The sequence below is a fragment of the Nocardia sp. CA-107356 genome, from assembly GCF_050946365.1.
Classification (GTDB): domain Bacteria; phylum Actinomycetota; class Actinomycetes; order Mycobacteriales; family Mycobacteriaceae; genus Nocardia.
In genome coordinates this window covers 511,055-536,857 of the sequence record NZ_CP191992.1, presented here as the reverse complement: position 1 = coordinate 536,857, position 25,803 = coordinate 511,055, and the positions used below count along the sequence as shown (strand labels likewise).

The 25,803-nt window shown below is 65.4% G+C and carries 21 protein-coding genes and 1 tRNA gene; 9 read left to right on the top strand and 13 right to left on the bottom strand.

The window, feature by feature from the left end; all coding sequences use genetic code 11:
- Positions 1-189: a hypothetical protein gene (locus tag ACQP1G_RS02425; RefSeq protein ID WP_433197917.1), complete on the bottom strand. Its 189-nt coding sequence runs from the start codon at positions 187-189 to the stop codon at positions 1-3.
- A gap of 4 nt (positions 190-193) precedes the next feature.
- Positions 194-700, bottom strand: coding sequence for a DUF2752 domain-containing protein (locus tag ACQP1G_RS02420; RefSeq protein ID WP_433197915.1), 507 nt, complete (start codon positions 698-700; stop codon positions 194-196).
- Between the two features lie 128 nt (positions 701-828).
- Here ACQP1G_RS02420 and ACQP1G_RS02415 point away from each other — a divergent pair, with 128 nt between their 5' ends.
- Complete coding sequence (locus ACQP1G_RS02415) at positions 829-1,098, top strand: hypothetical protein (protein ID WP_433197913.1); 270 nt, start codon at positions 829-831, stop codon at positions 1,096-1,098.
- A gap of 386 nt (positions 1,099-1,484) precedes the next feature.
- Positions 1,485-2,540 carry an alpha/beta fold hydrolase gene (locus ACQP1G_RS02410; RefSeq protein WP_433197911.1) on the top strand — a complete coding sequence of 352 codons (1,056 nt, stop codon included), beginning with the start codon at positions 1,485-1,487 and terminating at the stop codon, positions 2,538-2,540.
- A 282-nt stretch (positions 2,541-2,822) separates the two neighbouring features.
- On the opposite strand, the gene ACQP1G_RS02405 is transcribed toward ACQP1G_RS02410, so the two are convergent.
- Entirely contained in the window at positions 2,823-3,032 is a 210-nt protein-coding gene (locus ACQP1G_RS02405; RefSeq protein WP_433197909.1) for an EF-hand domain-containing protein, read from the bottom strand.
- A gap of 400 nt (positions 3,033-3,432) precedes the next feature.
- Between ACQP1G_RS02405 and ACQP1G_RS02400 the strand changes: the two genes are divergently transcribed.
- Positions 3,433-4,218, top strand: a complete 786-nt coding sequence (locus ACQP1G_RS02400; protein ID WP_433197907.1) for a Zn-ribbon domain-containing OB-fold protein — start codon at positions 3,433-3,435, stop codon at positions 4,216-4,218.
- Positions 4,219-4,306: 88 nt separating this feature from the next.
- On the opposite strand, the gene ACQP1G_RS02395 is transcribed toward ACQP1G_RS02400, so the two are convergent.
- The 4 genes from ACQP1G_RS02395 to ACQP1G_RS02380 form a co-directional block, all read right to left on the bottom strand.
- Positions 4,307-4,678: a hypothetical protein gene (locus ACQP1G_RS02395; RefSeq protein WP_433197905.1), complete on the bottom strand. Its 372-nt coding sequence runs from the start codon at positions 4,676-4,678 to the stop codon at positions 4,307-4,309.
- Between the two features lie 91 nt (positions 4,679-4,769).
- Complete coding sequence (locus ACQP1G_RS02390) at positions 4,770-6,707, bottom strand: potassium transporter Kup (RefSeq protein ID WP_433197903.1); 1,938 nt, start codon at positions 6,705-6,707, stop codon at positions 4,770-4,772.
- 516 nt (positions 6,708-7,223) lie between these two features.
- Positions 7,224-7,373 carry a hypothetical protein gene (locus tag ACQP1G_RS02385; protein WP_433197901.1) on the bottom strand — a complete coding sequence of 50 codons (150 nt, stop codon included), beginning with the start codon at positions 7,371-7,373 and terminating at the stop codon, positions 7,224-7,226.
- A 192-nt stretch (positions 7,374-7,565) separates the two neighbouring features.
- On the bottom strand, positions 7,566-8,543 hold the full coding sequence (locus ACQP1G_RS02380) for an endonuclease/exonuclease/phosphatase family protein (RefSeq protein ID WP_433197899.1): 978 nt from the start codon (positions 8,541-8,543) through the stop codon (positions 7,566-7,568).
- Positions 8,544-9,199: 656 nt separating this feature from the next.
- Here ACQP1G_RS02380 and ACQP1G_RS02375 point away from each other — a divergent pair.
- The gene (locus ACQP1G_RS02375; RefSeq protein WP_433208036.1) at positions 9,200-9,850 is read left to right on the top strand and encodes an arsenate reductase ArsC; all 651 of its coding nucleotides are present in this window, start codon (positions 9,200-9,202) and stop codon (positions 9,848-9,850) included.
- A gap of 123 nt (positions 9,851-9,973) precedes the next feature.
- Here the strand turns inward: ACQP1G_RS02375 and ACQP1G_RS02370 are convergent, their stop codons facing one another.
- Positions 9,974-11,218, bottom strand: coding sequence for a PucR family transcriptional regulator (locus tag ACQP1G_RS02370; protein WP_433197897.1), 1,245 nt, complete (start codon positions 11,216-11,218; stop codon positions 9,974-9,976).
- 132 nt (positions 11,219-11,350) lie between these two features.
- On the opposite strand from ACQP1G_RS02370, the gene ACQP1G_RS02365 reads away from it, so the two are divergent.
- The 3 genes from ACQP1G_RS02365 to ACQP1G_RS02355 all read left to right on the top strand — a co-directional run bounded on the left by ACQP1G_RS02365 (position 11,351) and on the right by ACQP1G_RS02355 (position 15,745).
- Positions 11,351-12,847: a flavin-containing monooxygenase gene (locus ACQP1G_RS02365; RefSeq protein ID WP_433208033.1), complete on the top strand. Its 1,497-nt coding sequence runs from the start codon at positions 11,351-11,353 to the stop codon at positions 12,845-12,847.
- A gap of 14 nt (positions 12,848-12,861) precedes the next feature.
- Positions 12,862-13,812, top strand: a complete 951-nt coding sequence (locus tag ACQP1G_RS02360) for an alpha/beta hydrolase (RefSeq protein WP_433197895.1) — start codon at positions 12,862-12,864, stop codon at positions 13,810-13,812.
- Between the two features lie 499 nt (positions 13,813-14,311).
- Positions 14,312-15,745 (top strand): aminobutyraldehyde dehydrogenase, encoded by a 1,434-nt coding sequence (locus ACQP1G_RS02355; RefSeq protein WP_433197893.1) that lies wholly within the window; start codon positions 14,312-14,314, stop codon positions 15,743-15,745.
- Between the two features lie 123 nt (positions 15,746-15,868).
- Here ACQP1G_RS02355 and ACQP1G_RS02350 read toward each other — a convergent pair whose 3' ends face one another.
- From ACQP1G_RS02350 to ACQP1G_RS02340, 3 genes are all read right to left on the bottom strand, one after another.
- Positions 15,869-17,548, bottom strand: a complete 1,680-nt coding sequence (locus ACQP1G_RS02350; protein WP_433208030.1) for a long-chain fatty acid--CoA ligase — start codon at positions 17,546-17,548, stop codon at positions 15,869-15,871.
- 120 nt (positions 17,549-17,668) lie between these two features.
- Positions 17,669-19,366 (bottom strand): aldehyde dehydrogenase family protein, encoded by a 1,698-nt coding sequence (locus ACQP1G_RS02345; RefSeq protein ID WP_433197891.1) that lies wholly within the window; start codon positions 19,364-19,366, stop codon positions 17,669-17,671.
- The gene (locus ACQP1G_RS02340) at positions 19,363-20,931 is read right to left on the bottom strand and encodes a GMC family oxidoreductase (RefSeq protein WP_433197889.1); all 1,569 of its coding nucleotides are present in this window, start codon (positions 20,929-20,931) and stop codon (positions 19,363-19,365) included. Before ACQP1G_RS02340 ends, ACQP1G_RS02345 begins: the two co-directional genes overlap by 4 nt.
- A 177-nt stretch (positions 20,932-21,108) precedes the next feature.
- Here ACQP1G_RS02340 and ACQP1G_RS02335 point away from each other — a divergent pair, with 177 nt between their 5' ends.
- Positions 21,109-22,302 (top strand): PucR family transcriptional regulator, encoded by a 1,194-nt coding sequence (locus tag ACQP1G_RS02335; protein ID WP_433197887.1) that lies wholly within the window; start codon positions 21,109-21,111, stop codon positions 22,300-22,302.
- Between the two features lie 562 nt (positions 22,303-22,864).
- On the top strand, positions 22,865-23,803 hold the full coding sequence (locus ACQP1G_RS02330; RefSeq protein ID WP_433197885.1) for a hypothetical protein: 939 nt from the start codon (positions 22,865-22,867) through the stop codon (positions 23,801-23,803).
- Positions 23,804-24,288: 485 nt separating this feature from the next.
- Here ACQP1G_RS02330 and ACQP1G_RS02325 read toward each other — a convergent pair.
- Both ACQP1G_RS02325 and ACQP1G_RS02320 read right to left on the bottom strand, forming a co-directional pair.
- Positions 24,289-24,364, bottom strand: a tRNA-Thr gene (locus tag ACQP1G_RS02325).
- A gap of 199 nt (positions 24,365-24,563) precedes the next feature.
- Positions 24,564-25,799, bottom strand: coding sequence for a DNA polymerase III subunit delta' (locus ACQP1G_RS02320; protein WP_433197883.1), 1,236 nt, complete (start codon positions 25,797-25,799; stop codon positions 24,564-24,566).
- Positions 25,800-25,803: the final 4 nt, after the last annotated feature.

The following is a 25,803-nucleotide window of genomic DNA, read 5'->3' as shown; positions in this document are numbered from 1 at the left end:
TCAGAACACCAGGTAGCGCACGGCCAATTCCTCGATAAGGGGATGGCCTTCCGGAACGCTGTTCAGGGCGTCCAGATCGGATTCGACCGAGATCAGACGGGGGTCGTCCTGTTCATGGTCGAGGGCACCGTCTTGGGCGAGCTGACGCAATAGCTTCGCCCTGACCCGATCCTTCAGCGAATCACGCATAGCGTCAGACCGGCGTGAGCCAGGTCCCCCACGGCGTATTCCGCAGCACCGTATAGCCGATGAGCAGCGCGAAGAACATCCACATGGTGGTGCGACCGATCCGCGGCAGTCGCATTCGCTCACCGCGCCAGGCGCGCAGCGACCAGTCGCCGATCCACAGAAGGAACGCCAGTACCAGCGGCAGCACGAGCAGATTGCTGTGCACCGCATCGAGGATCCGGCCGTCGGTCAGATTGTGCACGCCCCGCATGCCGCCGCAGCCCGGGCAGTAGAACCCCGTCAGCGCGTAGACCGGACAGATTCCGTATGAACCTTCGCTGTGCGGATCACGGAAATGCAGCAGGACCGCGGCGCCGATACCGACGCCCGCCGCGACCAGTGGCCACCCCATGGCGCGCAGCCCGGTGCGCTGCACCTGCTCCGGCTCAGCGGCCGGTCCGGAGTGCAGTGCCAGATCCGGATTCGCCACCGGCTCGCGGTGCACGACCGGTTCCGGTGCTGCCTGCCTCATCTCCACAAGGATCAACGTTAGCCGCGGCCGACCCACTGTCGCCACAGCTGACTCGAGGCACCGGGCGTCCCCACTGACACGATCGAATCCATTCCGGCGTTTCCGCAGCTAGAGTACAATTTCTCCACGTGAACGCCGCTGGTGTTACCCGGCTCGACGGATTCGGGGTCAGGGCGGCTCGCAAGCTCGAATTCGGGCATGTGGGCCACTGGCACGCACCCAGGGACAGCGATTTCTCCGGCTCGGTCGCGGTCGAAATAGACCCCGGCGACGGATCCTCCGTAGTCGTTTTCGTTCGGGCCCCCAACCGCCGCGACATCCCCGATGATTTCCACCCGGACGACCAGGTCTGCCTGGTAATGCCCGAGGACGTCTCCGACTTCCTCGCCCCCAGCTGACCTCCCCTCCGGTCCCCGGCTGACCACTCGGTCCGCCGTGCCCCTGCACGAAACAGCCGCACCTCTCGTCGGATCCGCCTCTGGGCACTGACCCGGATCCCAGCGAGGGGTGCGGCTGTTTCGTGACCCGCGGGAGTTGGGATTGTGACCGGGCACAGGGGAATTGAGGCAGTGCGGGTCGCCGAAGGCGGTAACGGGCGCGTCGATGTCCAGCGATATCCAGGAAGAAAGCGTTCGCGCCCGAAGTTTCTTCCAGTAAGCACTATTGGCCCGACCGAATTTCGGGTATCCACCCGATAGAGCCAGGATTTCCGCCGCAGAGCGCTAGCACTAGCAAGCACTTTGCTTGCACTGTACTGTGGCGGCAGACACAAAGGAGTGCTCGAATGCTGGTCAAGTCGATGAGGACGCTGGCGGAAGTGCGCGGAGACGAACCGCTGACCGCTGCCTACCGTGCGGGACTTCGGTCTCGGACCTACCGGACCGCCGCGCTGAACAAGCCCGCCACCGCGCCCGAGGTCATCCCGGTTACCACCGGAGACGGGGCCAAGCTCAGGGTTCACGCCTATGGCCCCGCCGACGGCGACATCATCGTCTTGATCCACGGCTGGAGCTGCTGCATCGAGTACTGGAACCCGCAGATCAACGCCTTCGCCGACCGCTACCGCGTGGTCGCCTACGATCAGCGCGGCCACGGCGAGAGCACCCTCGGCAGCACCGGTCCCGGCCCGGAAACCCTGGCCGACGACCTCGAGGCCGTCCTCGAGGCCACCATCCCCTTCGGCAAGCGCGCCGTCCTCGTCGGACACAGCATGGGCGGAATAACCCTGCAGGCGTGGGCATCTCGCTATCCGGAACAGGTCGGTCGACGGGCCTCGGCCGTCATCATGGCCAATACCGCAGCCAGCGACATCCGCTACGAGACCGACCTACTGCCGCTGTTCAACAAACCGCTCATGGTGGCCAAGCGACCGGTGACCGTACTCGGCGCCAGTGTCCGAGTCCCGCTCGTCATCGCGGAAACCGCACTCACCGCGCCGGTTCCGCTCCCCGGCGGCTGGCCGGTCAGCGCGGTCTTCAAGGCCCGCGTGATGTCCAAGCCCGCCACCCGCGACGAGGTGGACTTCGCACTCGGCATCATTCGCTCGTGTCGCCCGCTCACCCGCGGCCTGCACGCCGCCGCCCTCGCCGATCTCGACCTGGGCGATGCCGCCGCGCACTTGACGGTTCCGACCACCGTCATCGCGGGCGCCGAAGACCACCTGCTGCCCGAGCGCATGTCCCGCCCGATCGTCGAGGCACTGACCAAGGCGGGCCACCTCGCCGACTACCAGGTCTGGCCCACCGGCCACCTCGGCAATATCGAGGCCGCCGACCGCTTCAACACCCTGCTGGCCGAGGTAGTTCAGCGCGCCAACCCCGGCGAGGCCGTCGCAGGCTAGTCCCCGAACCTCTTCTGGGGCTGGTCAACGGCGCCCGGCCCCAGAAGGAAACTCCTGGAACACCGCTCGTCCTCTTGCTGACGTCGACCGGTGATCAACCTCCGACAGACCTGGCGCCGGCTGCCTTCGCAGCCCGCTCGACCACGTCCACGGGCTGTACGCAGCCCGTGAATGTTCCTGCGCGGAACGAGGTTTCGTACGGCCCCAGACGAAGTCGGCCGCCAACAGAATCGGTCCCGGGAGTCATCTCCCGGGACCGATCTACGGATCGGCTGGATTCGCTCAGATACGTCCGCCGGCCGCTGCGTCCACGAATTCGTGTTTGATGATCATGCCGTCGCCGTCGATATCGAGGCTGTCGAACAAGGCTGCGATATCCCGGGGCTCCCTGCCCTTATTCCGGTAGTGCTCGAAGAATTCGTCACGGCTGACAAAGCCGTCGGAGTCCCGATCCATGGCCTCGAACGCGTCGATAATGTCCCTGTTATCCATTCGGTTCATCTCCCAACTTCTAGGCGGGTGGCGGTACTGCCACTCCGCGCGGACAGGTGGTCGAGCCGTACTGGAAAAACTGACACAACAAGGCTAGGGGCAGATCGGGCACAGGTGTGAGGAATAGCCAATTCTCAGCAAACCGATAGCTGAAGTCCCGCCAGGATCGTCGCCGGAGACAACGTGTCTCTCTCGCCGCGGCGGCCGCCGATGGGTCGGCCCTCGATCCGGACGAAGCTCGACCAGTTACCAGGGCCGGCGATGACTACCGGAGTGGGTCTCTGCGCAGGACCGCTCGGCAGAAATAGGTATACCCCGGGTAGTTCCACCGTCGCGGTCGGACGCCGAGGAGGCGACGCTCGGTGAGGAGAGCATTCATAGCTATCACAGCGAGGTTTCCATGTCCGAGCACACATACGAATCGAGCGGCAACCCCATGGGGGCCGAAACCATATTGATGATTCGGCGTTGTGGGCGCTGCAACAAGTTGTTCGCGCCGCTGACCGCCGAGTGTTCGTCGTGTCGGTCCTGGGATCTCGAATGGGTGCCTTCGTCTGGTCTCGGTTCGATCGTGTCGTGGCGGCTGGTACACCGCAGTCCGAGCCGTGCGCACGCTCAGGTGGCGCCCTTGACGATCGCCATTGTGGAACTCGACGAGGGTCCGTGGATGTATACGACGATCGACGGGGACGTCCCACCGTTCCCGGATCGGCCGGTCCGGGTGCGATTCGAGCCGCGCCCTCGGGTGGACCGATTCCCGGTGTTCGCCGTCTGCCCCGCGGCCGGTTCGGACAATGGCGTTCGTCCCGCATCACCGTGCGGATGTACTTCGAACGACGTGCGGTCGACGCGTCGTCCCGGTGCGCAGACGCGCTACGACGCATCGTGGGTGCGGACATCGCTTCGCCAGTGTGAGCTGCTCGAGGCCGCGAAATCTTTCGACGCGGCAGCGAAGTCACTGATCGGTTTCGCGATCCGCTGGGCGCCGTTCGGCGGCGCCACCGCCGGCGAGCTGCTCGTGACCTTTGGCGTCACCCGTCGACGGTTCCTGCATATGGTGGAGGAGACGCTGCACCCACGACGGGCCGATAGCGCCAAGGTGCGCGGACTGAAGCGTCATTTGCAGGACTCACTGACACAGGCGTGGCAGTCGAACCCCACCGCGTATTCGGCCGGCAACGCCTGATGTAGACACCTAGAACTCGCGCTGCGGGCGCCCCGATCGCGGTCTGGATCGTGGACGAGGCCCAGCACGAGAGTTGTCGACTGCAGTCTCACCCCGCCGGATGGGCGGATCGCCGCACTTTTCGGCTGGCGACCGCGGCCGCGACGGGACCGAGCGCCAGCGTCCACCACCAGGTGAGGTGTGCCTGCGCTGCGGCCAGCGCCGAAGCTGTGGAGATAACCGCTGCGTAGCCGGCCGCTACGGGCAGATGGTGCGACTGTCGGATCGGGACGCGGCGCTGGATCTGCTTTATCCACAGGAACATGCCGGTGACGATCAGCAGGCTGGCACCCCATCCGACGATCGCACTCGTCGTGGACACCTGGACAAGGAAGACACCGAGTGCGACGCCGATGGCGAGCGCAATCGCGATGTCGGATACTGAGGCGCGGTCCTGCCCTGTGTACGGCCGTGAATCCACGGCTCGACGCTAACGTACGAACGCGCTGCTCGCAGTAGGACCTGCCGATTTTGATCGCAGTCCAACGATATGGCCGATGTCCTCGGACGCCTTACACCTCGATGCGCGAACCCATGATCACTGTCCGTTCGCCCGGTAGACCGAAGTATTCGGCAGCGTCGGCGGTGATGTAGGAGGTGGCGATGAACAGGCGTTTGCGCCATGCCGCCATGGTCGGCGCCGTGCCCTTCTTCAACTCGATCTTCGACAAGTAGTAGGACGCGTCGTCGACCGAGATCCGCCCCTCGGTTTTCGTCGGATCGAGCAGCCGCAATGTGTGCGGGACGTTCGGTGTCTCCATGTACCCGAAACGCGCTGTCACGTGGATGATTCCGTCGTCGCCATAGCCGAGGGCATCGATCTCGGTGCGCTCGGAATCCAGGACGCGCGGCACCGGCAGTGTATCGATCGACAGGATGACCACATGCTCGTGCAGCACCAGATTGTGTTCGACATTGGCGCGCATTGCCAGCGGCGTGGTCTCTTTGCCGCGGTTCAGGAACACCGCGGTGCCGGGAATCCGCAGCAACGGCGGCCGACGATCACCCAGCTCATCGACGAACGCGCGCAGCGGCCCCTCCTTCTCCTCCCGCGCCCGGGTGACGACCGCACGTCCCCGCGCCCATGTTGTCATCACGGTGAACGCCGTGACCCCGATCAACAGCGGCAACCACGCCCCGTGCACCAGTTTGGTCATATTCGCCGCCAGGAACAGCAGGTCGACCGCCAATAACGGAACAGCGCCGAGCAGGACCAGCCACAGCGGGGCGCCCCACTTGGCCCGGGCGATGTAGAAGAACAGCAGCGTGGTGATCGTGATCGTCGCGGTGACCGCCATACCGAACGCGTACGCCAACGCCGCCGAGCTGCGGAAAGCGAACACCAGGGTGATCACCGAAACCATCAGCACCCAATTGATCCAGGGCACATAGATCTGCCCGATCGTCGACTCCGACGTGTGCGCCACCCGCAACCGCGGCAGATAACCCAGCTGAGCGGCCTGCGACGCCACCGAATACGCGCCCGTGATCACCGCCTGCGACGCGATCACCGTGGCGGCGGTCGCGATCAGCACCATCGGCAGCCGCGCCCAGCCGGGTGCCAGGAGGAAGAACGGACTGCTCACCGCGCTCTCGTCACCGAGCAGCAGCGCGCCCTGGCCGAGATAGCTCAGCGTGCACGCCGGAAGCACCAGCCCCAGCCAGCCACGCGTGATCGCCTTCCGGCCGAAGTGGCCCATATCCGCGTACAGCGCCTCCGCGCCGGTGACGGCGAGCACCACGCCCGCCAACGCGAAGAAGGCGATGCCGAAGTGCCCGAACATGAAACTCAACGCATAGGTCGGCGAGAGCGCCTTCAGAATTTCCGGATGCCCGGCGATGCCACCCACACCACATGCGCCGATCGAAACGAACCAGATGATCATCACCGGCCCGAACAATCGACCGACCGCAGCGGTGCCACGGCGCTGCACCGCGAACAGCCCCACGATGATCACGACCGTGATCGGCACGATCAGATCTGCCAACCCCGGCTGGACGACCTTCATCCCCTCCACCGCGGACAACACCGAGATCGCGGGCGTGATCATGCTGTCACCGAAAAACAATGCGGCACCGAAGATCCCCAGCGCCGCCAACGCCATGGCGGCCCGACCACTCGCACCGCCCATCCGACGCAGCAGCGTGATCAGCGCCATGATCCCGCCCTCGCCGTCGTTGTCGGCGCGCATCACCAGGATGACGTAGGTCCAGGTCACGATGATCATCACCGACCAGAAGACCAGCGACACGATGCCGTACACGTTCGCGGTGCTGATCGGCACCGGATGCGGATCATCCGGGTTGAACACCGTCTGCAGGGTGTAGATCGGACTGGTACCGATATCACCGAACACCACCCCGAGCGCGCCGACCACCACAGCGGTCCCGACCGAATGTGGGCCGTGCACCGCACGAGTCGACTCGGTGACTGGAGACTCCGTGCTCATGCCCACTCCTTGTTTGCTGGTCCGTATCCCGATTGTCGCGGGGACCACGGCGGTGCCACGGTAACCGACGCAGCGGTCTGTCACATCTCATCGACCCGCGCATTAACGGGCGGTGTGGATTCCAGCGAGGTGGGCCGGGGAGTCTGCTGAGCGAAGTCGCTGCAAATCTGCCGGATCGCCGCCTATGACCGCGAGGCGGGCGGTGCCGCCGACGGCCGGACCGGGTCGGGTCGGGTCGGGTCGGGTCGGGTCGGGTCGGTAGGCGACGTCACCGACCAATGAGACCCGCCCGCGGGACCAGGTGTCAGCGGGGTGAGCCGGTTGAAGTAGAACGCCAGGGTCCGATCCACCGCGGCCAGCCAGTCGACCTTCGGTGAGAGCCAGGCCGCCCGCTCGACTCGCGCTGCCGAGCGGTATCGCGGTGGTGGTAGTCCAGCGGCTGTGGCACCTGCCTCCACCCGGCGAGGTCGAGTCGACGGTGGGCGTCCTCGGCGGAGCAGCGGAGGGCGCCGAGAGTCAGCCTCGCCGTCCGCTGAGGATCACGTAGGCGGCGACCACGACGATGATCATCAACAGGATCGCGGAGCCGATCATCACCGCGGTCGTGCTGTAGGTGGGGAGATCCCCCGATTCGGCGGCGAGCAGCACCATGCTTCGACTATTCATCGCTGCCCCCTTTCCGTAATTTCGAGGGTAAACCGCTGGTAGCGCGGCGGGCGTTGGGATATCGCTAAGAAACCTCGGGGCGCAGGGTTCGACCGGGAGCACCGAGTGCAGGTGTGCCGATGGCTTGGCCCTCTGTTCCGTCGTAGTAGCGGTCCAGCACCGAAACCGACTCGCGGGTGTGATACCCGCGCCCTAATGCCTTCCACGGTCGAGGCGGATCTGCGCCACCAGGGCGCGATGGTCCGCGCCCGGTAGGTTTACCGTCTCCACCTCGACCGCACGACCCTCGGCAACCAGGAAGTGGTCGATACCGACCAGGGGCGTGAACCACTTGTCGGTCGGATATGTGACCAGATGTCCGGCACCCGCTTGTACTACGGCGTCGTCGAAACGCCCGGACAACATCGCGCGGTACTGCGAATGATCGTAGGTGGCATTGAAGTCGCCACCGGCGATCGCCGGCCGATCCGACGGCGACCGCTCGAGAATTCCGTGCAGGCGGGACAATTCGTCGGCCCAGACCCGGGTGCCGAATATCGGCGGTACCGGATGGAAGGCATACACCGTGACCGGCCCGACACCCGGAACGCTGGCCGTCGCTGAAATCTGGTTCAGTACGAACCCGTCGTACTCGACAGTGTCGGACAGCGGATAGCTACTCCAGATCCCTGTCCCGGTCGCGAACTTTCCGGGGGAGAGATATCGGTACGGCAATAACTGGTCGAGCCCCGCCCGGCCGAGACCCTCGACTGCCGCCGGCGTGAGCTCATTGACGGTGAGCACAGCGATGTTCCGCGCACGCACCTCGTCGACCAGCGAGGTGGGATCAGCTCCGTCGAACAGAAGATTGGCTTGCATCGCCATCACCGCAGGTCCGTCGCCGCCGCCTGTGCGGCCTACATAGAGCGGAGCCTGAGTCCACACCGCGGTGGCGAAGACAACGATCGCCACGCCCGCACCGATCCAGTGCCGCCTGGCTATGAACGCCACTCCCGCAACGAGCGCGAAGCTCATCAGGTACGGCGCGCCAGACGCAGCCAAGACCGCTATGTGGAACGACGACGGGACCAGAACGTAGAGCCACCGCGGATCGAAGTGCAAGACGACCCCCACGGCTCCGGTCAGCGTTGCGATCCATGCGAGCAGGTCGACGACTTCACTCCGAATCACCGTCCACTTCACACCGAACAGATAAGCACACGGAATCCGCAACGCATGTAATGGTTCTGATCGTGGATCTGGGCCGCGTTCGGTCGTGAATCGGGCACCACACGCCCGAGCGTGACGGTCGTGGTCGCGAACTTCGGTTCCGGCACCCGGGGAGGTCACTCGCGGACAACACGTCAGAGGTGTAGCCCGCAAAGGTGCAGCGGAATGCGGTGTCCACACTCTCCTCTTCGAAGACTTCCATGAACTCGCGGTGGTAGCGGACCTGCTCGTCCTCGTCGCCAACGTAATTACCGTCGAGGGATCCGAATCGGCGTCGAAATCGACGATGGCCCAGCCCATCCCGCCATGCTCGGCCGCGCCTTGGTATGTGCAGCAGCCGAATTCGATCACCGGCTTACCGTGCCGGGAAATGTCCCCGCAGAGCGCGACGGTAGGCGTCGGATTGTGCGTAATCGCACCATCTCGGCGAAAGATTCTCTGCACTAACGATTTTCGCGCTGTATGCCGTACCGAGCGATGTCGTCGTTGGTACGCCGCGTTGTGGTCTGCGGGTTCGATTCGGTTCATCCCCAGTTCGGTTGCCGCGTCGGAACGACGGTGTCACGCTGACTAACGTGTATACGCCCGAGCGGACGAACCGGGCCGGATACGCCGAGATCACCCCGGCCTACCGACTCCTCGATATCGTGCACGCCACGGCGCTCGCCCATGCCGAGCGGCGGCTGCACCGCGAATTCACAATCTTGTTCGATGCCAACACGATTCACCACTTCCTCCACGACTCCTACCAGGAGATCGGGGCGCGGGCGTCGGTGAACCTATATCTGCCGCTGCTGGCCGAGCGCTTCGCCCGGCAGCGACTGCACGCTCGGGCCAAGGTGGAGGGCCGCATCGAGCACGCGATCCCGGTGGTGCTGTTCCTGTGCACGTTCAACGCCGGGCGTTCGCAGATGGCGTTGGGCTTCTTCGAGCATTACGTGCAGGGACGGGCGCTGGGCTGGTCCGGCGGGTCGGAGCCGAGCGGTGCGCTGAACCAGGCAGCGGTCGCGGCCATGGCCGAGGTCGGCATCGACATCTCCCACGAGTTCCCCAAAACCTGGACCGACGAGATCATCCTGGCCGCCGACGTCATCATCACCATGGGATGCGGCGATGTGTGCCCGCTGGTGCCCGGCATCAGGCACGAAGACTGGGTCGTGGACGACCCGGCCGGGCTACCGGTGGCCGAGGTGCGACCGATCCGCGACGACCTCAACAGCCGCGTTATCGACCTCCTGGCCAGCCTCGATCTTCCGGTCGCATCCTGACCCTCCGCATTTCACCCAGGTCTGGTCGAGCGATCGATGCACTGGTGGTGCTCGTCGGCTCGCAACTGGCGGGCACACACATTCGATGCCGGCTGCAAGCGCGTCGGTCGCGGCACCGATGCGTCAGCCGCGGGTCAGGACCCGGGGACCGATCTGGTGGGCCAGCTCGAGCGCGAGTTCGACTGCCAGCCGGCGCTCGCCGGGCTGGTGACCGAGCAGTTCGCTGGCGCGAGCGACTCGCTGCAGCACCGTATTTCGGTGGGTGTGCAGGCGGGCGGCGGCGCGGGGCCCGTTCTCGGCTTCATCGAGGAACACCCGCAGGGTCTCGCGTAGGCGCGCCGCGCCGGGTGTGTCCGCGGCGAGCGGGCCGAGTGTCGTCGCGACGAATTCGGCTGCGCGGTCGTGGTTCTGGGCGGCCAGCGCGGTGACCTCCAGGTCCTGGTAGAACGCGAGCCGAGCACCACCCGGATGCCCGACGAGCAGACTGTGGATGTCGATCGCCGCAGCATGTGACAGCCGGAAGCCTGCGATGCCGGGGCGAGTGGGCCCCACGGCGACACGGACGCCGGGTTGTGCCCGGTCGATCGCGTCGGGCAGTGCGTCCAATGCAGGATCGGAGTCGGTACCCAACCATGCCCAGAGCGTGGACGTTCCAGCGGATAGCGTGAGCGGGGGCCGGGCACCGGCGGCGCGCGCCAGGATGGCAGCGCTGGACTCCAGAACACCCTGCACCTCGCCCGGCCACTGAGTCCACAGAACAAGCGCGGTGTGGCGCCGGGCGAGCTCGTAGCCCAGACGCTCACTTGCTCTGCGGCTGTCGATCGGGGCGCCGTCGAGGATCAGCCGAATTGTCTCGGTGCGCCGCGCAAGCGCACCACCGAGCAACTCCTCGCGCTCGCGCTGCGCATCGGCGATGACACGGCCGATCACGTGGTCGACGTACTCGAACATGCGCTGCGAGGAGACCTCCAGCAGCCGCACGAGTAGCGGACCCGACGGGACGACGCGGATGGCATGGGCCAGGTAGTGCTGCCACGCGATGTTCTGCCCGCGCCGGTAGGACTGGAAGATCACATCGAGGTCGATACCGCGCCGTGCGACAGTACGGGCGACGTCCAGTGCCTCGGGTGGCACGTCGATCGGGGTCGCCCGGCCCTCGCGACGGGCGAACATGGTCAACAGGCGCGCGGCATTGGCGCGGTTACTCGCCGACATATCCGCCACGAGCGCCGCGTCGACGCCCACCGCCGGCGTCAGCTCGATCTCGGCGGCATCCATCTCGGCGACGAGCTCGTCGAGGTCGGCCAGCATCAACTCGGCGACATCTCCCATGAGCGCTACGACCTCGGCCAACGGCTCGCCATTCATGTATTCGAGTGTGCCACCGCACACATTCCGATGCAAAGACTAGGCAGCTGGACATGCCGCACGAGGTACCAGCAGACCTACCGTGAACCACATCACAACGCCGCCCATCGTGGCCAGGAGAGATCAGTGACTATGACGACCACCAATACAACGCAAACCACGCATTTCGATGTACTGATCATCGGTGCCGGGATTTCCGGTATCGGTGCCGCCTATCACCTCAAAACCCGCCGCCCGGGCACGTCGTTCGCGGTACTGGAGGGCCGCGACTCGATCGGCGGCACTTGGAGTCTGTTCCAGTACCCCGGGATCCGATCGGACTCGGACATGCCCACCTTCGGATTCGGCTTCAAGCCCTGGACACACCCCAAAGCGATCGCCGACGGGCACATCATCCTCGACTACCTGCAGCAGACCGTTACCGAGAACGGGCTGGCCGAGCACATCCGGTTCGGCTACCGCGTGGTCGCCGCGGCGTTCTCCTCATCGCAGCAGCGGTGGACCGTCACCACCCAGCGTTCCGGCACCGGTGAGACCGCAGAATTCACCGCACGATTCCTGTTCCTGGGTACCGGCTACTACGACTACGAGGCCGGCTTCACCCCTGAATTCACCGGTATCGACGACTTCGCGGGCGAAGTGATCCATCCGCAGCACTGGCCGGAGGATCTGGACTACACGGGCAAGCGCGTGATCGTGATCGGCAGTGGCGCGACGGCCGTCACGCTCATCCCGTCGATGGCCGACAAGGCGGACCACATCACGATGCTGCAGCGCTCGCCGAGCTACGTGTTCTCGACTCCGGCGGTGGACGCCATCGCCAACACGCTCAACAGAGTCCTCGGCCACGAACGCGCATATCGGATTGTCCGGCGCAAGAACGTCCTGCTCACTCGCGGGATCTACAAGGCCTGCCAGCGCGCTCCGAAGTTGATGCGCAGGCTGCTGATCGCCAACGTGCGCCGGCAGTTGCCCAAGCACTTCGACGTCGACACCCATTTCACCCCGCGCTACAACCCGTGGGAGCAGCGGTTGTGCATGGTGCCCAACGGGGATCTGTTCAAGACGATCTCGGCCGGGCAAGCCTCGGTGGTCACCGACCGGATCGCCCGGTTCACCAAGACCGGCATCCTGCTGGAGTCGAACCAGGAATTGGCCGCCGACATCATCGTGACAGCAACGGGTCTGAACATGTCGCCCTTCGGCAAGGTCCGGTTCAGTGTCGACGGGCGGCAGGTAAATCTGCCCGATACGACGGTCTTCAAAGCGATGATGCTCTCCGGTGTCCCCAACCTCGTGTTCGCCACCGGCTACACGAATATCGCCTGGACGCTCAAGGTGGATCTGGTCTGCGAGCACTTCTGTCGCCTGCTCGACTACATGGACTCCCGTGGCCACGACACCGTCGAGCCGGTGTTGGACGATCCGCATATGGAACGGGTGCCGCTGATGGATTTGAGTTCGGGCTATGTCCAACGGGGAATCTCGCAGTTCCCACGGGCGGGTACCAGCGGCCCGTGGACGGTCGAGATGGCCTACGAAAAGGACGTCGAGCGGCTACGCGAGGGCCCGGTCGAGGACAAAGCCCTGACATTCACCCCCGCCGAGCCGGCTCAGCTGGCGTCCTGATCGGGGCGATCACAATGAAAAGCGAGATCACCTTCACCAGCCACGGCGTCAGCTGCGCCGCCTGGCATATCCCGGCCCGCACCGACGCACTGACCGGTGCAGCCGGCCGACCGTGCGTGGTCATGGCGCATGGTTTCGCCGGCACCCGCGACACCGGCCTGCTGGGCTACGCCGAGTCGTTCGCCGATGCCGGCTTCGATGCGCTCGTCTTCGACTACCGCGGCTTCGGTGACTCCGAAGGTACGCCCCGACAGGATGTTTCGTTCCGACGTCAGCGCCAGGATTACCACGCTGCCATCGCCGTCGCACGGCACCTGCCCGGCGTCGCCCCCGACCGGATCGTGCTGTGGGGGACGTCGTACTCCGGCGGTCATATCGTCGCGGTCGCCGCGCAGGACCGGCGCATCGCGGCGATCGTCTCGATGACGCCCGCGGTGGACGGGCTCGCGACGCTGGTGCAGCTCGCGCGTTACGCCGGGGTCGGACAACTGGCGCGCGCGACCGCACACGGACTGCGTGACCTCGCCCGTGCCCTCACCAAGCGGACGCCGCACCACATTCCGGTGGTCGGGCAACTCGGGTCGGCAGCGATGATCACCACCCCCGGCGCCGAGCAGAGCTACACCTCAATGGCCGGCGCGACCTGGCGCAACGAGGTCTGTGCACGCACCGCACTGGAGGTCGGGCTGAACCGCCCCATCACCTTCGTCGGCCGCGTGGCATGCCCGATCCTGGTGCAGGTCGGCAGCAACGACAGTGTCGCTCCCCCCAGCGCGGCACGCCGGGTCGCCAGGAAGGCCGGGCCGCGAGCGCAGCTGCGCGAGTACCCCGTCGACCACTTCGACGTCTACCAGGGGCCATGGCAGCGGCGGGCGCTGGCCGACCAGCTTCAGTTCCTGTCGGGCGCTCTCGAACCAGGGCATGTACCCAACGGCCGCCGAACTTACGAGGGGCTTGGGAAGTAGCGGCAGCGCACGTCGAGGTCTCGTCGGGGCGATGCCGAACCATGTGATCCACATGTCACCGGCCACTGCCGGGTAACGCCTACGACCGGACAACAAATCGATGACGAACGCTGCGTCGACATAGCCAAAGTGGGTGGAGACGAAATAGGTCGAACCATGGGTATCGGCCCGAGTCCACAATTGACGTAGGGCAGGATATTCCGCCCATGGAAGGCCGATGCAATGGCCCACAGCTTTTCCGGAATCTTGAACGACAATATTGTATCGGAGCCGAAAGTCGTTGTAGTGGAAGATGAACGATGCCAATTACGGCAAATACGCCGGACCCGGCTGCATCGTCCTCAACAGCGACAAAAGGAGTAAGCTCAATGCATTCGGTGTCGATAAGATCGAAATGTTGATGCACAAGTAGTACCAGGCGACGGCGACCAGATGCCAAGTCGACCGAACGTTCCACGTCAGAGAATTGTCGGCTGAACAGAGCAATCGAGGAGCCCTCATGACCGTGGTCCAGAACTTCATCGACGGCAAGCTCGTCGACTCGGTCGGCGGTGCGACGATGGCGCTCGTCGATCCTGCCACCGGCGATCAGTACGGCACCGCCCCGGCGTCCAACGAACAGGACGTCGGTAACGCGTATGCAGCGGCGGCCAGGGCGTTCGACGACTGGAAGCGCACGACGCCGTCGCACCGGCAGAAGGCGCTGTTGGATTTCGCCGACGAGTTGGAGAAGGCCGCCGCCGCGCTTGTCGAGGCCGAGGGCCGCAACACCGGCAAGCCGAACCACCTCACCTTGGCCGCGGAGATCCCGCAGATGCTGGACCAGACTCGATTCTTCGCGGGTGCGACACGGGTACTCGAGGGCAAGTCGGCCGGCGAGTACCTGACGGGCCATACGTCGTGGATCCGCCGGGAGCCGGTCGGCGTCATCGGGCAGGTAACGCCGTGGAATTACCCGATGATGATGGCGATCTGGAAGTTTGTTCCCGCGATCGCGGCGGGCAACACCGTGGTGATCAAGCCGAGCGACACCACCCCAGTGACGACGGTGATGCTGGCCGAACTGGCCTCCGAACACCTGCCGCCGGGCGTGCTCAACGTGGTAACCGGTGACCGGATGACCGGTGCGGCGGTGGTCGCGCATCCGACCCCGAAGATGGTGTCGATCACCGGTTCGGTGGCCGCAGGCCGTGCGGTCGCGGAGTCGGCCGGAGGTCACCTGAAGCGCACGCATCTGGAGTTGGGCGGCAAAGCGCCGGTAATCGTGTTCCCCGACGCCGATATCGCTGCTGCCGCAAAGGGTATCGCGGCCTCGGGCTATTTCAACGCCGGGCAGGATTGCACGGCGGCCACCCGGGTGCTCGGTCACGCGTCGGTGGCCGATGATTTGACCGCGGCGCTGGCCGAGCAGGCCGGCAGTGCAACAACGACGTTCGGCAAGGCCACCGATGACGAGGACGCCTGGGTGCCACCGGTCAATAATGCCAACCAACTACAGCGGGTGCTCGGCTTCCTCGGTGAGGTGCCCGATCACGCTTCGGTCGCGGCCGGTGGGCACCGGCAGGGCGACCACGGGTATTACGTCGAGCCGACGGTCATCGGCGGACTGTTGCAGGATGACCGGCTGAGCCAGCACGAGATCTTCGGCCCGGTGATTACCGTGCAGTCGTTCACCGACGAAGACCAGGCGATCCGGTGGGCCAACGGCGTCGAATACGGGCTGGCGTCCTCGGTGTGGACCAAGGATGTGTCGAGGGCGCTCCGCGTGTCGGCCGCGCTCGACTTCGGCTGCGTATGGATCAACACCCACACCGCGCTGATCGCCGAAATGCCGCACGGCGGGTTCAAGTCGTCCGGGCACGGCAAGGACCTGTCGATGTACGGGCTGGAGGACTACACCCGCATCAAGCATGTGATGGCCAAGATCGACTAGCTAGTTCTCCGCGAGCAATCTCCATCCCCATTCAGCTTTCGATATGGCACGCGTGATCGTCGCGTGCAAAATCAACCTCGCCCTCGGTCCGGTCGAATCCGGCTGAAATAGGTCATTCGGCGCTCAGTCATCGTGCCCGGCTCCCGAACTCATTTGCGTGGCACCGGAATCCGGGGCCACGATATCGAGTTGATCGGCCGCGTACCGGGCGCGCAGGACCTTTTTATCGAATTTACCGACGCTCGTCTTGGGCACCTCGGGCACGAATGTCCAGCGTTCGGGCAATTGCCATTTCGCCACTTTGTCGGCCAAGAACGCCCGCAGCGCACCTGCGTCGACCTCGGCTCCGGTGCGCAACGCGGCGGCCACGACGGGACGCTCGTCCCACTTCTCGTCGGGCACCCCGAACACCGCCGCTTCGACGACGTCCGGATGCGCCATGATCGCGTTCTCGAGTTCGACCGAGGAGATCCATTCGCCGCCGGACTTGATGATGTCCTTCGCGCGATCGACCAGAGTCAGGTAGCCGTCGGCAGTGATGGTGCCGATATCGCCGGTGCGCAGCCAGCCGTCGCGGAACGCGTCGGAGCCGATCGTGTCCGCATCCGGCGAGTAGTAGGAGGCGGTGATCCACGGACCGCGAACCTCCAACTCTCCCACGGTTCTTCCGTCGCGAGGCAACTCCGCGCCGTCGTTGCCGATGAGGCGCGCTTGCACGGGAGCCGGAAAGCGCCCCTGGGTGACCCGGTAGGCGTAAGCCGCCTCACCTTCGATTTCCGGCGGGGGCCAGGCGACGCAGCCCAGCGGCGAGGTTTCGGTCATTCCCCACGCCTGGATGATGCGGACCCCGTGGCGATCCTCGAAGGCCCGCATCAGTTGCGCCGGCACGGCCGAGCCCCCGACCACGACCGCTCGCAGATGGCCGAGGTCCCGTGGGCTCGCATCGACCGCGGCGAGTACGCCGTTCCACACTGTCGGAACAGCGGCAGCGAAACTCGGTCGTTCGGCTGCCATCAGCTCGAGCAGCGGTGACGGCTGCAGGAATCGATCGGGCATCACCAGCGACGCGCCGACCATGAGCGCCGCGTAGGGCAGGCCCCAGGCGTTGGCGTGGAACATGGGCACGACCGCCAGCACCCGATCGCCTGCCCTGATGCCCATGCCGTCTGCGGTGCACGCGTGCATGGAGTGCAACCAGTTCGAACGGTGCGAGTAGACAACGCCTTTCGGGTCACCGGTGGTACCGGAGGTGTAGCACATCGCAGCGGCGGATCGCTCGTCGAGCACCGGGAAGTCCAATACGGGCGGGAACTCGGCGAGCAGCGTGTCGAGTTCGTGTACCGCGACACCATCGGGTGCGTGCAACGCCGCGGCGTCTCCGTTGGCGACGATGACATGGCGGACAGTCCGCAGCGTCGGCAGCACCTGCGCCAACACGGGCACCAGCGAACCGTCGACGATCACCACCTTGTCCGCCGCGTGGTTGGCCACATAGGTGATCTGTTCCGGAAAGAGCCGGATATTGAGGGTATGCAGCACCGCGCCCATGGCAGGCACTGCACAGTACGCGATCAGGTGTTCGTTGTTGTTCCACATGAACGTGGCGACCCGGTCTCCGCGTTCGATTCCCAGCGCGGTCAGTGCATGGGCGAGCCGGGCCGCCTGCGCACCGAGTTCACGGTAGGTCAGCACTCGCGACGCGCTGCCCGTCCAGGTGCGGACGGTGGCGTCGGCGTGCACGGTGGTGGCGTATCGCAGCAGCGTCGCCAACGAAAGAGGTTCGTCCTGCATCGTGCTCGGCATCGGCAGGTCGTAGTCGTTGTAAGTCATTGTGTGCTGGTCTTTCTCAGGAAGAGCGCGGCGTCCTCTTGGTACCGCGGTCGGCCGGGCCGGAGCGTGCCCCGGACCGGCCGACCGCTGTCCTCAGCCGCGTAGCGCCGAGGCGAAAATCGCCGGCAGGGCGCCGACGCCGGGGTTCTTTGCGAAGTCGGTCAAGCGCCGCAAGGTCGTGGCACCGGTGCGGTTGGTGACAAACCACGGCGGCTTCGGCGAGAGGCTGAATTCGCCGTGCAGCAGCGACCGAGGTGCAGGACGGAACGGACCGCGGACCACGGTTCGTTCCGGTTCGGCGATCAGCAATGCGTTGTGCACCACGCCGATTCCGCTCTGGATATCGGCCAACGAGTGCCCGGGGAACGCACCCCACGAAGCCCGGGCGGTGAGATACCCGAGACCGGTCCAGGCGTTGATGGCGATGGTGCCGTACCGCAGCTCGGTCACCGCGGAGTCGAACCGTCCACCCAGTTTTTCGATCGTGCCGGGGTGGGCGATGATGTTCACGCCGAGCGTGCCCTCGATCTCCTCGTTGCACACGCGAACGGCCCGCGACAGGAATTCGGCTGGATCGCCGGGCAATTCGACCACGCCGAGCACCGGGGCGAAGTATTCGGTGTGCAGCGCGGGTTCGTGGCGATCCGGTGTCATACCCTCGATGAGTATGCGTGCGCCGATCACCTGCGCCTGCGGGTAGGTCTGGCGCGCGGCTGCGACCCGGTTCGCCGATCCGGGGTAGTAGTCGGGCCGCTGCGGGGCACGGCCGATCGCCGCGCGGAGTTCGGCGAGAAACCGCTCCTTCTGGGGCCAGTCCGCGGAGATCACCGCGACCTGAGTGGCGACGCAGTTGTACCCGTTGTTGTGTAACCGCTGCGTGGCCAGGTGTTCGGCTTGGAACCGCAGGTCCGCGCTCGACCAGCGACCGGGTACCACGATTGTGGGTGAGACGCCGCCGAGCTCACTGGTGATGGGCTTGGTCAGTTCGGGCGTGCCGGCCGCTCTGTTCTTGTCGGCCTGCGGTCCAGTGCCGAAAACGATGGCGTCATGGGTGACTGCGCTGCCGGTGATGTGTACTGCGTCCACATCGGGATGGTTCACCAATGCCGATCCCACATCCGGGCCCCCGGTGATCAGACGGAGGAAACCGCGCTCGATCATGGGAGCGAAGATCTTCTCAAGCACCGGCAGCAGCGGATCGGTGATCGGGTTGAGCTTGAGCGCCACCACTCTGTTGTCGGCGTACAGCTGGTACAGCACGTCCAGCGGTGCGATCGAGAAGATATTGCCCGCCCCCAGCACGACACCGACACCACCGGTATCGGTTGGTGTGCGCTGTCCCAATCCCGCACGGGCGCGGACGGATTCGGCATCGACGCCGGGCCGCGACCAGACTTCGGCGCGAAATCCGTTGAGCAGCAGGGCGTCGAACATGCCGTGCGGGAACACCTCGACGGCGGTGCGACCACCGGGCGCCGGGCGCATCGGGTATCCGTCGACCGGGCTGCGCCCTTCCTCCAGAGCCAGCAGGGATTCCGCGAGCGCGGCGGCCCCAGTGAGCAAGGAGTACGGCCCGCTGACCCATTCTTCACCCAGCAAGGGCGAGTCCAGGGGCAGTTTCTTGATCCGGGCCGCGGTCTCGATCCACTCTTGCGCATGCTTCGCCGTATTGGCATGGATCTGCTCCAGCAGTCGACGCCGGGCGGCCAAATCGGTTCGAGACCATTGGATTTCACCGTGTCGCAGTGCGGAAACGGCGGCGTCGATGGTTGCCGTCACGATTGAGGTCACGCTTGGTTTCCTTCCGATTCAGCGTCCTCGAGGACCATGACCGAAGCCTTCTCTCCGATCATGATCGTGGGCGCATTGGTATTGCCTCGGACTACCGACGGCATGACCGACGCGTCGGCGACTCGCAGGCCGCGCACGCCCAGCACGCGCAATCGCGGGTCCACGACGGTGCCGATAGCGCAGGTCGATGTGGGGTGGTACAGCGTCTGCGCGGTGCGGGCCGCGAAATCGAGCAGCTCGGCATCGGAATCGCCTGCGGGAGTCAGGAATTCGCCGGTGGTGAGCTCCCGGAGTGCGGGCTGATCAGCGATCTCCAGCGCGCTGCGCAGACCGGCTAGCAGGCTGGCGCGGTCCGCTTCGGTGCCGAGGTAGTTGTGGTGGATACGCGGCGCAGTGCCGGGGGCCGCGGAGCGCAGGGTGAGTTCACCGCGGCTGGTCGGGTTGACCAGGCATGGGCCGAACGCGTAGCCGTGCTCGGTCGCGGCACCCATGCCTTCACCGTGGAAGAGCACCGGGGCCATATGGAACTGGATGTCCGGCCCGGCGAGGCCGGTTCGGGTCGCGATGAATCCGCCGGCCTCGCCGATATTGGAGGTCAGTGGCCCTCGGCCCTCGTCCTGGAGCAGGCCGAGGTTTTCCGGAGTGAGCGCGGTCATCAGAGACTCGCGGTCGGTGCGGTAGTTGAGGAACACCGACAGATGGTCCTGCAGGTTCTGCCCGACCGGCAGGTCGCGGACCACCTCGATCCCGAACGCCGACAGCTGTTCAGCCGGGCCGATGCCCGACAGCAGCAGCAGTTGCGCCGATCCGTATGCGCCTGCGGTCAGAATGACCTCGCGCCGGGCGCGAACCACTTCCGTGCTCCCGCCGCGGCCGATGACCACGCCGGCGGCACCGCCGTTCTCGAACACAACCCGGTGCGCGAGAGCGTCGGTGATCACGGTCAGATTGGGACGGTCGCCCGCCGAATGCAGATAGGCGACCGCGGCGCTGCATCGCATGCCGTTGCGCTGTGTCACCTGGTAGCGACCGACGCCCAGCTGGGTAGCCCCGTTGAAATCGTCGTTGCGGAGGTGACCAGCTTGTTCGGCGGCGTGCAGGAACGCCTCGACCAGCGGATGTTTCGACCGGCTCTCACTCACCGTCAGGGGCCCGCCGACGCAGTGGTAGGCGTCCTTCCCGCGTTCGTTGTCCTCGGCTTTCAGAAAGTATGGAAGTACCTCGTCGTAGCTCCATCCGTCGGCGCCGCCCGCGGCCCAACCGTCGTAGTCGGCACGCGCCCCGCGGATATAGATCATCGCGTTGATCGAACTGCATCCGCCGACCACGCGCCCGCGCGGCAGGTAGGCGCGACGGAAGTGCAAACCGGCTTCCGGTTCGGTGTCGTAATCCCAGTCCAGCGGACTCTTGAACAGCGATGGAAAGGCAACCGGCAAGTGGATCTCGTCTGCGGCGTCCTGCGGCCCGGCCTCCACCAGGGCAACCTGCACCCGCGGGTCCTCGGACAATCGGCTGGCCAGCACGGATCCACCGGACCCTGCGCCTACGACGACATAGTCGTACACGGTCGGCACCTCTCTCGAGCACATACTGAAATCGGGGAACTATGACCCCGGTCACCGTCGAAGTCGATACTGCAGGCTCGATGCGACCGCCCACTATGTGCGCGGGTTTACCGATCCCGGCTACTTGATGTGCTCGGGCACAGGCGCCATCCAGAGCGAATGCCTACCATCGACGCCATGACCGTGCTGACCGAGCCGCCCGCGAATGATTCCACTGCGCTGGCACGCACGCTGCTGATGGAGGTCGACGACCTCACGGCCGAGCTGGTCGGCCGAATTCGTACGGGCGACCACGCCTATGCGGAATCAACAGCTCTCACCGACGACGAGTTGGGGTTCGTCGTCCGTGACAACCTTGTCGCGCTCCTCGGCGAACTCTCGGGCAGCAACGGACGCCGGCTGCAGCCCGCTACCGTGGTCGGCCGAGTCAAAGCCGAACTCGGCGTGCCCCTCGCGGCGGTGCTGCACGCGTACCGCTTGGCCGGGCGGCTGCTGTGGGAACGCGCGCTCATCACAGCTGCGCGCACCAGCCTCGACATGTTGCCACGGCTCGGTTCGGAAATGTGGCGAATCATCGACGACTACTCGGGTGCGGCTGCCGATGCATACGGCGACTATTTGACAGAACGAGTCCGCCGTGACAATTCCGAACGCCGTGCGATGTTGCGCAAGCTACTCGACGGCGATACCGACGATCCGACCCAACGCGATATCGCCCGCGCACTTCACCTACCGCCGCTGGGCAACTTTATCGTGGTGCACGCAGAAGCCGATCCCGACCTGATGGAGCCGCTGTCCGGCATCGAGGAGCGACTGCGCGCCGACTTCGTCGAATCGATCTGGATCAGCGAAGCCGGCGCTCGGATCGGCCTGCTCAGCCTGGCCACGACACGCGCTCCCGATCGGGTACTCGCGCGGCTGCGCGAACATGCCACCAGCCGTATCGGCGCGAGCCGGCCCTTCCCGACCGCAGGGTTTGCGAGCACCGCGCTGCGCGAAGCGGAACTTGCCGGACGTTGTGCACTGCCAGGAACGGCCACCGTTACCGCCTACGGCAGTACACCCATCCCGCTCGTACTCGCGCACGCCCCGTCCGCGTCACTGGAACTGGCCAACGACATCCTCGGCCCCGTACTGGACTTACCTCCCGAAGAACGCGACACGCTCCTCGGCACGCTCGCCCTCTGGTTCGAGTGCGGTGGCTCCAATACCGAAGTCGCTCAACGCCTGCACTACCACCGGAACACCATCCACTTCCGACTGCGCCGCATCGAGACCCTCACCGACCGCCGCTGCTCGGATCCCAAAGCAGCCGCCGAGCTATACGTTGCTCTGACTGCGGCACGACTAGCAGGACTGGGTCCAGCCTGATACACCTGCCATCCGGCCGTCGTCGCTCACGGTTTTCGAAGGGCCTCGAACCAGGCTCTTCAGACAAGCGTGTCAAGGGATGGTCTGATCTCGCCAGCGGGTAGGAGGACCGAATCCTCGCGATGAAAAGGGCAGGTCAACCGCGGCAAAGGACAGCCCGCCCGCTTGCGGGTCATCAAATGCACAAGAAGCCTCTAAAAGAGACTCCACCTGTGCTTATAGCAAGATAATATGGGGCCGCTCGAGCGGATCGAACCCCGACCTTTCGTTACCAGAGATCACCGCTACTTCAAGCGACTCTTCGCTGTCGAACGACTATCACAGTGAGACCCGAACAGCGGCTTTGATGAATCTCAACCACTCCCGGCGATCGAACATATATTCGACACTCCTCGACTCGAAGCGATTCAGTTGGGACTTTCTTGGGCGCCACCAGGTCGGCGCCTCAACGTGTCAGACATGCGGCACGCCGCCAGTTCTCGTCATTAGCAAACGCCTGGCTAACGAATGGGGCCACGGCGCAGCAGAGCGGTCGAACATCACAGTGAAAGGGAAATATCCCATGCAGCGATCCACTCTCTACCGTGCGCTCGCGGTCACGGTGACCGCCGTCGTCGCAGCCACCGGCGCGCATCTCATTGCCGGACGCGGCACTGCGTCGGCACAGCCGTGGCCAGGTAGCGCCGAGCAGTTCACCCTTGCCGCGGACAAGTCGGGGCACCGATGGGCATCCGCCGCGTCCGCCACCATAACGCCCGGGGTGCAGACCAATACCCAGGGTGCGAGACAGTGCACGGCGAACTACACCTTCACCGACGATGCCGGCAACGTGTACCTCGGTCAGGCCGCGCACTGCGCTGGGACAGGTATCGGCGACCTGAAAGACCCCGACGGCTGCACCGCTGACAGTCTCCCCCTCGGCACCGCCGTAACCTTCAACCGTGGCGGCCTACTGATGTTGTTCCCCGGTGAGGTCGTCGGCACCGGTCAACTGGTCTATAGCAGCTGGCAGGCCATGCGGCAGGACGGCGAGCAGGACCACAACGCCTGCACCTACAACGATTTCGCGTTGGTGAAGGTCGCCCCCGAGGACGTCGGCAAGGTCAACCCGAGCGTGCCGTACTGGGGTGGTCCCGTCGACATCAACACCACCGGAACCGGCATCGGTGACCGCGTCTATGGTTACGGCAACTCCGGCCTGCGGTTCGGCATCGCCGAACTGTCCCCGCGGATCGGCCAGACCAAGGTCGACGGGCTTGCTACCGCCGGTTGGACGCACGCGTTGACCACGCCCATGCCAGGGATACCCGGCGACAGCGGCAGCGCCTTCCTCGACCGCACCGGCTGTGCCCTCGGCACACTGTCGACACTGGGCATCGGCGTGCCGATCGTCAACAACATCGGTGACATGAGCCACGAACTTGCTTACGCCCGAGCGCATTCCGGCATCTCGGGACTCTCGCTGGTCCTCGGCACCGAACCGTTCAACCCGAACCACTGAGAGAAGCTGTCAGCTCTAGCGATATCGAGCGGAAACAGCTGATGCAGAATGCTTCCCGAGTTCGCTGTGCCGACGCCTGACCTCGATCTGGCGGCGGTTGTGAGTTCGTTCGTACCCTACGCAGGTGAGCATCGCGGTCTTCGAGTGCCGCCGGATCGGTTGATCCGGCGGCATCGTCGGCTGTGTGGACGCTGCGTGATACGCAGAATGTTGGGCACGAGTGGCGGCGGGTTCGTGGCGCACTCGGCATCCATGACGATGTGACGGCACACAGCTTCCGTGGTGCGGTAGCGGACGATTCTGGACTCCGGATCGTCGACATCGAAGGTGACGCCGCCGCGCGCCGAGGTCGCCGCGATAACCACTGTGCGCTGTTCGACCCGCACCGAAACCACCCGGTTCCACGGCAGTTCGGGATCTGGTTGGGAGTTCCATCCAGATGGATAGATATTCACGCGACCGAAAGCGCCCTCTACCTGGGAAAATGGAGCCGCCTGGGGGAATCGAACCCCCGACCTTTTCATTACGAGTGAAGCGCTCTACCGACTGAGCTAAGGCGGCGTGCCTTTCGGCCACGCGAGTCTATCGTCTCGACGGTCGGATCGCGAAAACGGGTGGTCACCGCAGCGTGATCGGCGGACGGGACGGCGGCACCTGACGGGTTCGTGGACGTTGCCAGCCCAATATCGGGCCGATCGAACCCTTGTCCTTTTCATTACGAGTGAAACGCTCGGCTCATCCGGAGTGGTCGATGAAGCCGTTAGGCAGTTTGGGCCGAGATGAGGGTGGCGACCATCGCGGCGAGGGCGAAGCGGGGTTTGACGTTGAGGTCCAGGGCTTCGCGGCAGGTGAGGACAGCTTCGATGGAGCGGAGCAGGCCTTCGGGGCGGACGCGGTCGGCGAGGTCGTGGATCTGGTCGGACAGGTCGGGGTGTGTGAGGGCGACGCCGGAACCGTTGCGGGCCGCGCCGAAGCGGACGGCGATGGCGTCGCGGTAGACGCCCGCGACGTCGATGAGGGCGCGGTCGAGAGCATCGCGTCCAGTGCGGGTGGCGCGGGACTTCTGCCTGCGCTCCAAATCCTTCAGCACACCGGCCGAGCCTCGGGTCGCGCCCGCGGCACCCTTGCCTGTGCCGCCAGCGCCGAGTGCGGTCGCCAATTCTTCCCGCTCGCGTTCGTCGCGAGCCGCACTCATCTGCTTCGCCTCGTCGTCGGCCGACTTCACCAATTCGTCCGCGGCGGCATAGGCGGCACCGGGCCGCGAAACCGCACCGACCAGTGCCAGCGCACGCTGACGGCGCGACCGGGCCTCCTCGTCGGTGGCCAGCCGCCGGGCCCGCCCGACGTGGCCGCCGCTCACCGATGCCGCCCAGTTGGCCGTCTTCTCATCGAGCTTGTCGCGCTCGCGCAGCACCTGCGCGATGGCGGGCACCGACGGCGTCACCAAATGCACATGCCGACAACGCGATCGCAGCGTCACGGAGATGTCCTCCGGATCCACCGATGGCGCACACAGCAGGAACACCGTCCGATCCGGCGGCTCCTCGACCACCTTCAACAGCACATTGCCCGCAGCCTCGGTCAACCGATCGGCATCCTCGATCAACACCACCTGCCACCGGCCGGTACTCGGCCGCCGCGAGGCGATCTGCACGATCTCGCGCATCTCCTTGGTGCTGATGCTGAGCCCCTCCGGAATCACCCGCCGCACATCACCATGCGTTCCGGCCATTGTGGTCGTGCACGCATGACACCGCCCACACCCGGGCGTCCCCTCGTCCGTGCACTGTAGTGCGGCCGCAAAGCACAGCGCGGCAATAGATCTCCCGGATCCCGGCGGGCCGGTGAACAACCATGAATGTGTCATCGCCCCGTTGCCGGTCCCCCCACGAGCGGCAATCGCGGCAGCCGTGAGTTCGGATTCGACCGCATCCTGGCCGACCAGCCGATCGAAGACACCCACCACGCCGTACACCCTAGCCGCCCCCACCGACATGCAG

Excerpts from the sequence above, each read along its gene's own strand:
- ACQP1G_RS02425 (WP_433197917.1), bottom strand. The coding sequence starts at position 189 with ATGCGTGATTCGCTGAAGGATCGGGTCAGGGCGAAGCTATTGCGTCAG.
- ACQP1G_RS02420 (WP_433197915.1), bottom strand. The coding sequence starts at position 700 with ATGAGGCAGGCAGCACCGGAACCGGTCGTGCACCGCGAGCCGGTGGCG.
- ACQP1G_RS02410 (WP_433197911.1), top strand. The coding sequence starts at position 1,485 with ATGCTGGTCAAGTCGATGAGGACGCTGGCGGAAGTGCGCGGAGACGAA.
- ACQP1G_RS02405 (WP_433197909.1), bottom strand. The coding sequence starts at position 3,032 with ATGGATAACAGGGACATTATCGACGCGTTCGAGGCCATGGATCGGGAC.
- ACQP1G_RS02400 (WP_433197907.1), top strand. The coding sequence starts at position 3,433 with ATGTCCGAGCACACATACGAATCGAGCGGCAACCCCATGGGGGCCGAA.
- ACQP1G_RS02390 (WP_433197903.1), bottom strand. The coding sequence starts at position 6,707 with ATGAGCACGGAGTCTCCAGTCACCGAGTCGACTCGTGCGGTGCACGGC.
- ACQP1G_RS02385 (WP_433197901.1), bottom strand. The coding sequence starts at position 7,373 with ATGAATAGTCGAAGCATGGTGCTGCTCGCCGCCGAATCGGGGGATCTC.
- ACQP1G_RS02370 (WP_433197897.1), bottom strand. The coding sequence starts at position 11,218 with ATGAATGGCGAGCCGTTGGCCGAGGTCGTAGCGCTCATGGGAGATGTC.
- ACQP1G_RS02365 (WP_433208033.1), top strand. The coding sequence starts at position 11,351 with ATGACGACCACCAATACAACGCAAACCACGCATTTCGATGTACTGATC.
- ACQP1G_RS02360 (WP_433197895.1), top strand. The coding sequence starts at position 12,862 with ATGAAAAGCGAGATCACCTTCACCAGCCACGGCGTCAGCTGCGCCGCC.
- ACQP1G_RS02355 (WP_433197893.1), top strand. The coding sequence starts at position 14,312 with ATGACCGTGGTCCAGAACTTCATCGACGGCAAGCTCGTCGACTCGGTC.
- ACQP1G_RS02350 (WP_433208030.1), bottom strand. The coding sequence starts at position 17,548 with ATGCCGAGCACGATGCAGGACGAACCTCTTTCGTTGGCGACGCTGCTG.
- ACQP1G_RS02335 (WP_433197887.1), top strand. The coding sequence starts at position 21,109 with ATGACCGTGCTGACCGAGCCGCCCGCGAATGATTCCACTGCGCTGGCA.
- ACQP1G_RS02330 (WP_433197885.1), top strand. The coding sequence starts at position 22,865 with ATGCAGCGATCCACTCTCTACCGTGCGCTCGCGGTCACGGTGACCGCC.
- ACQP1G_RS02320 (WP_433197883.1), bottom strand. The coding sequence starts at position 25,799 with ATGTCGGTGGGGGCGGCTAGGGTGTACGGCGTGGTGGGTGTCTTCGAT.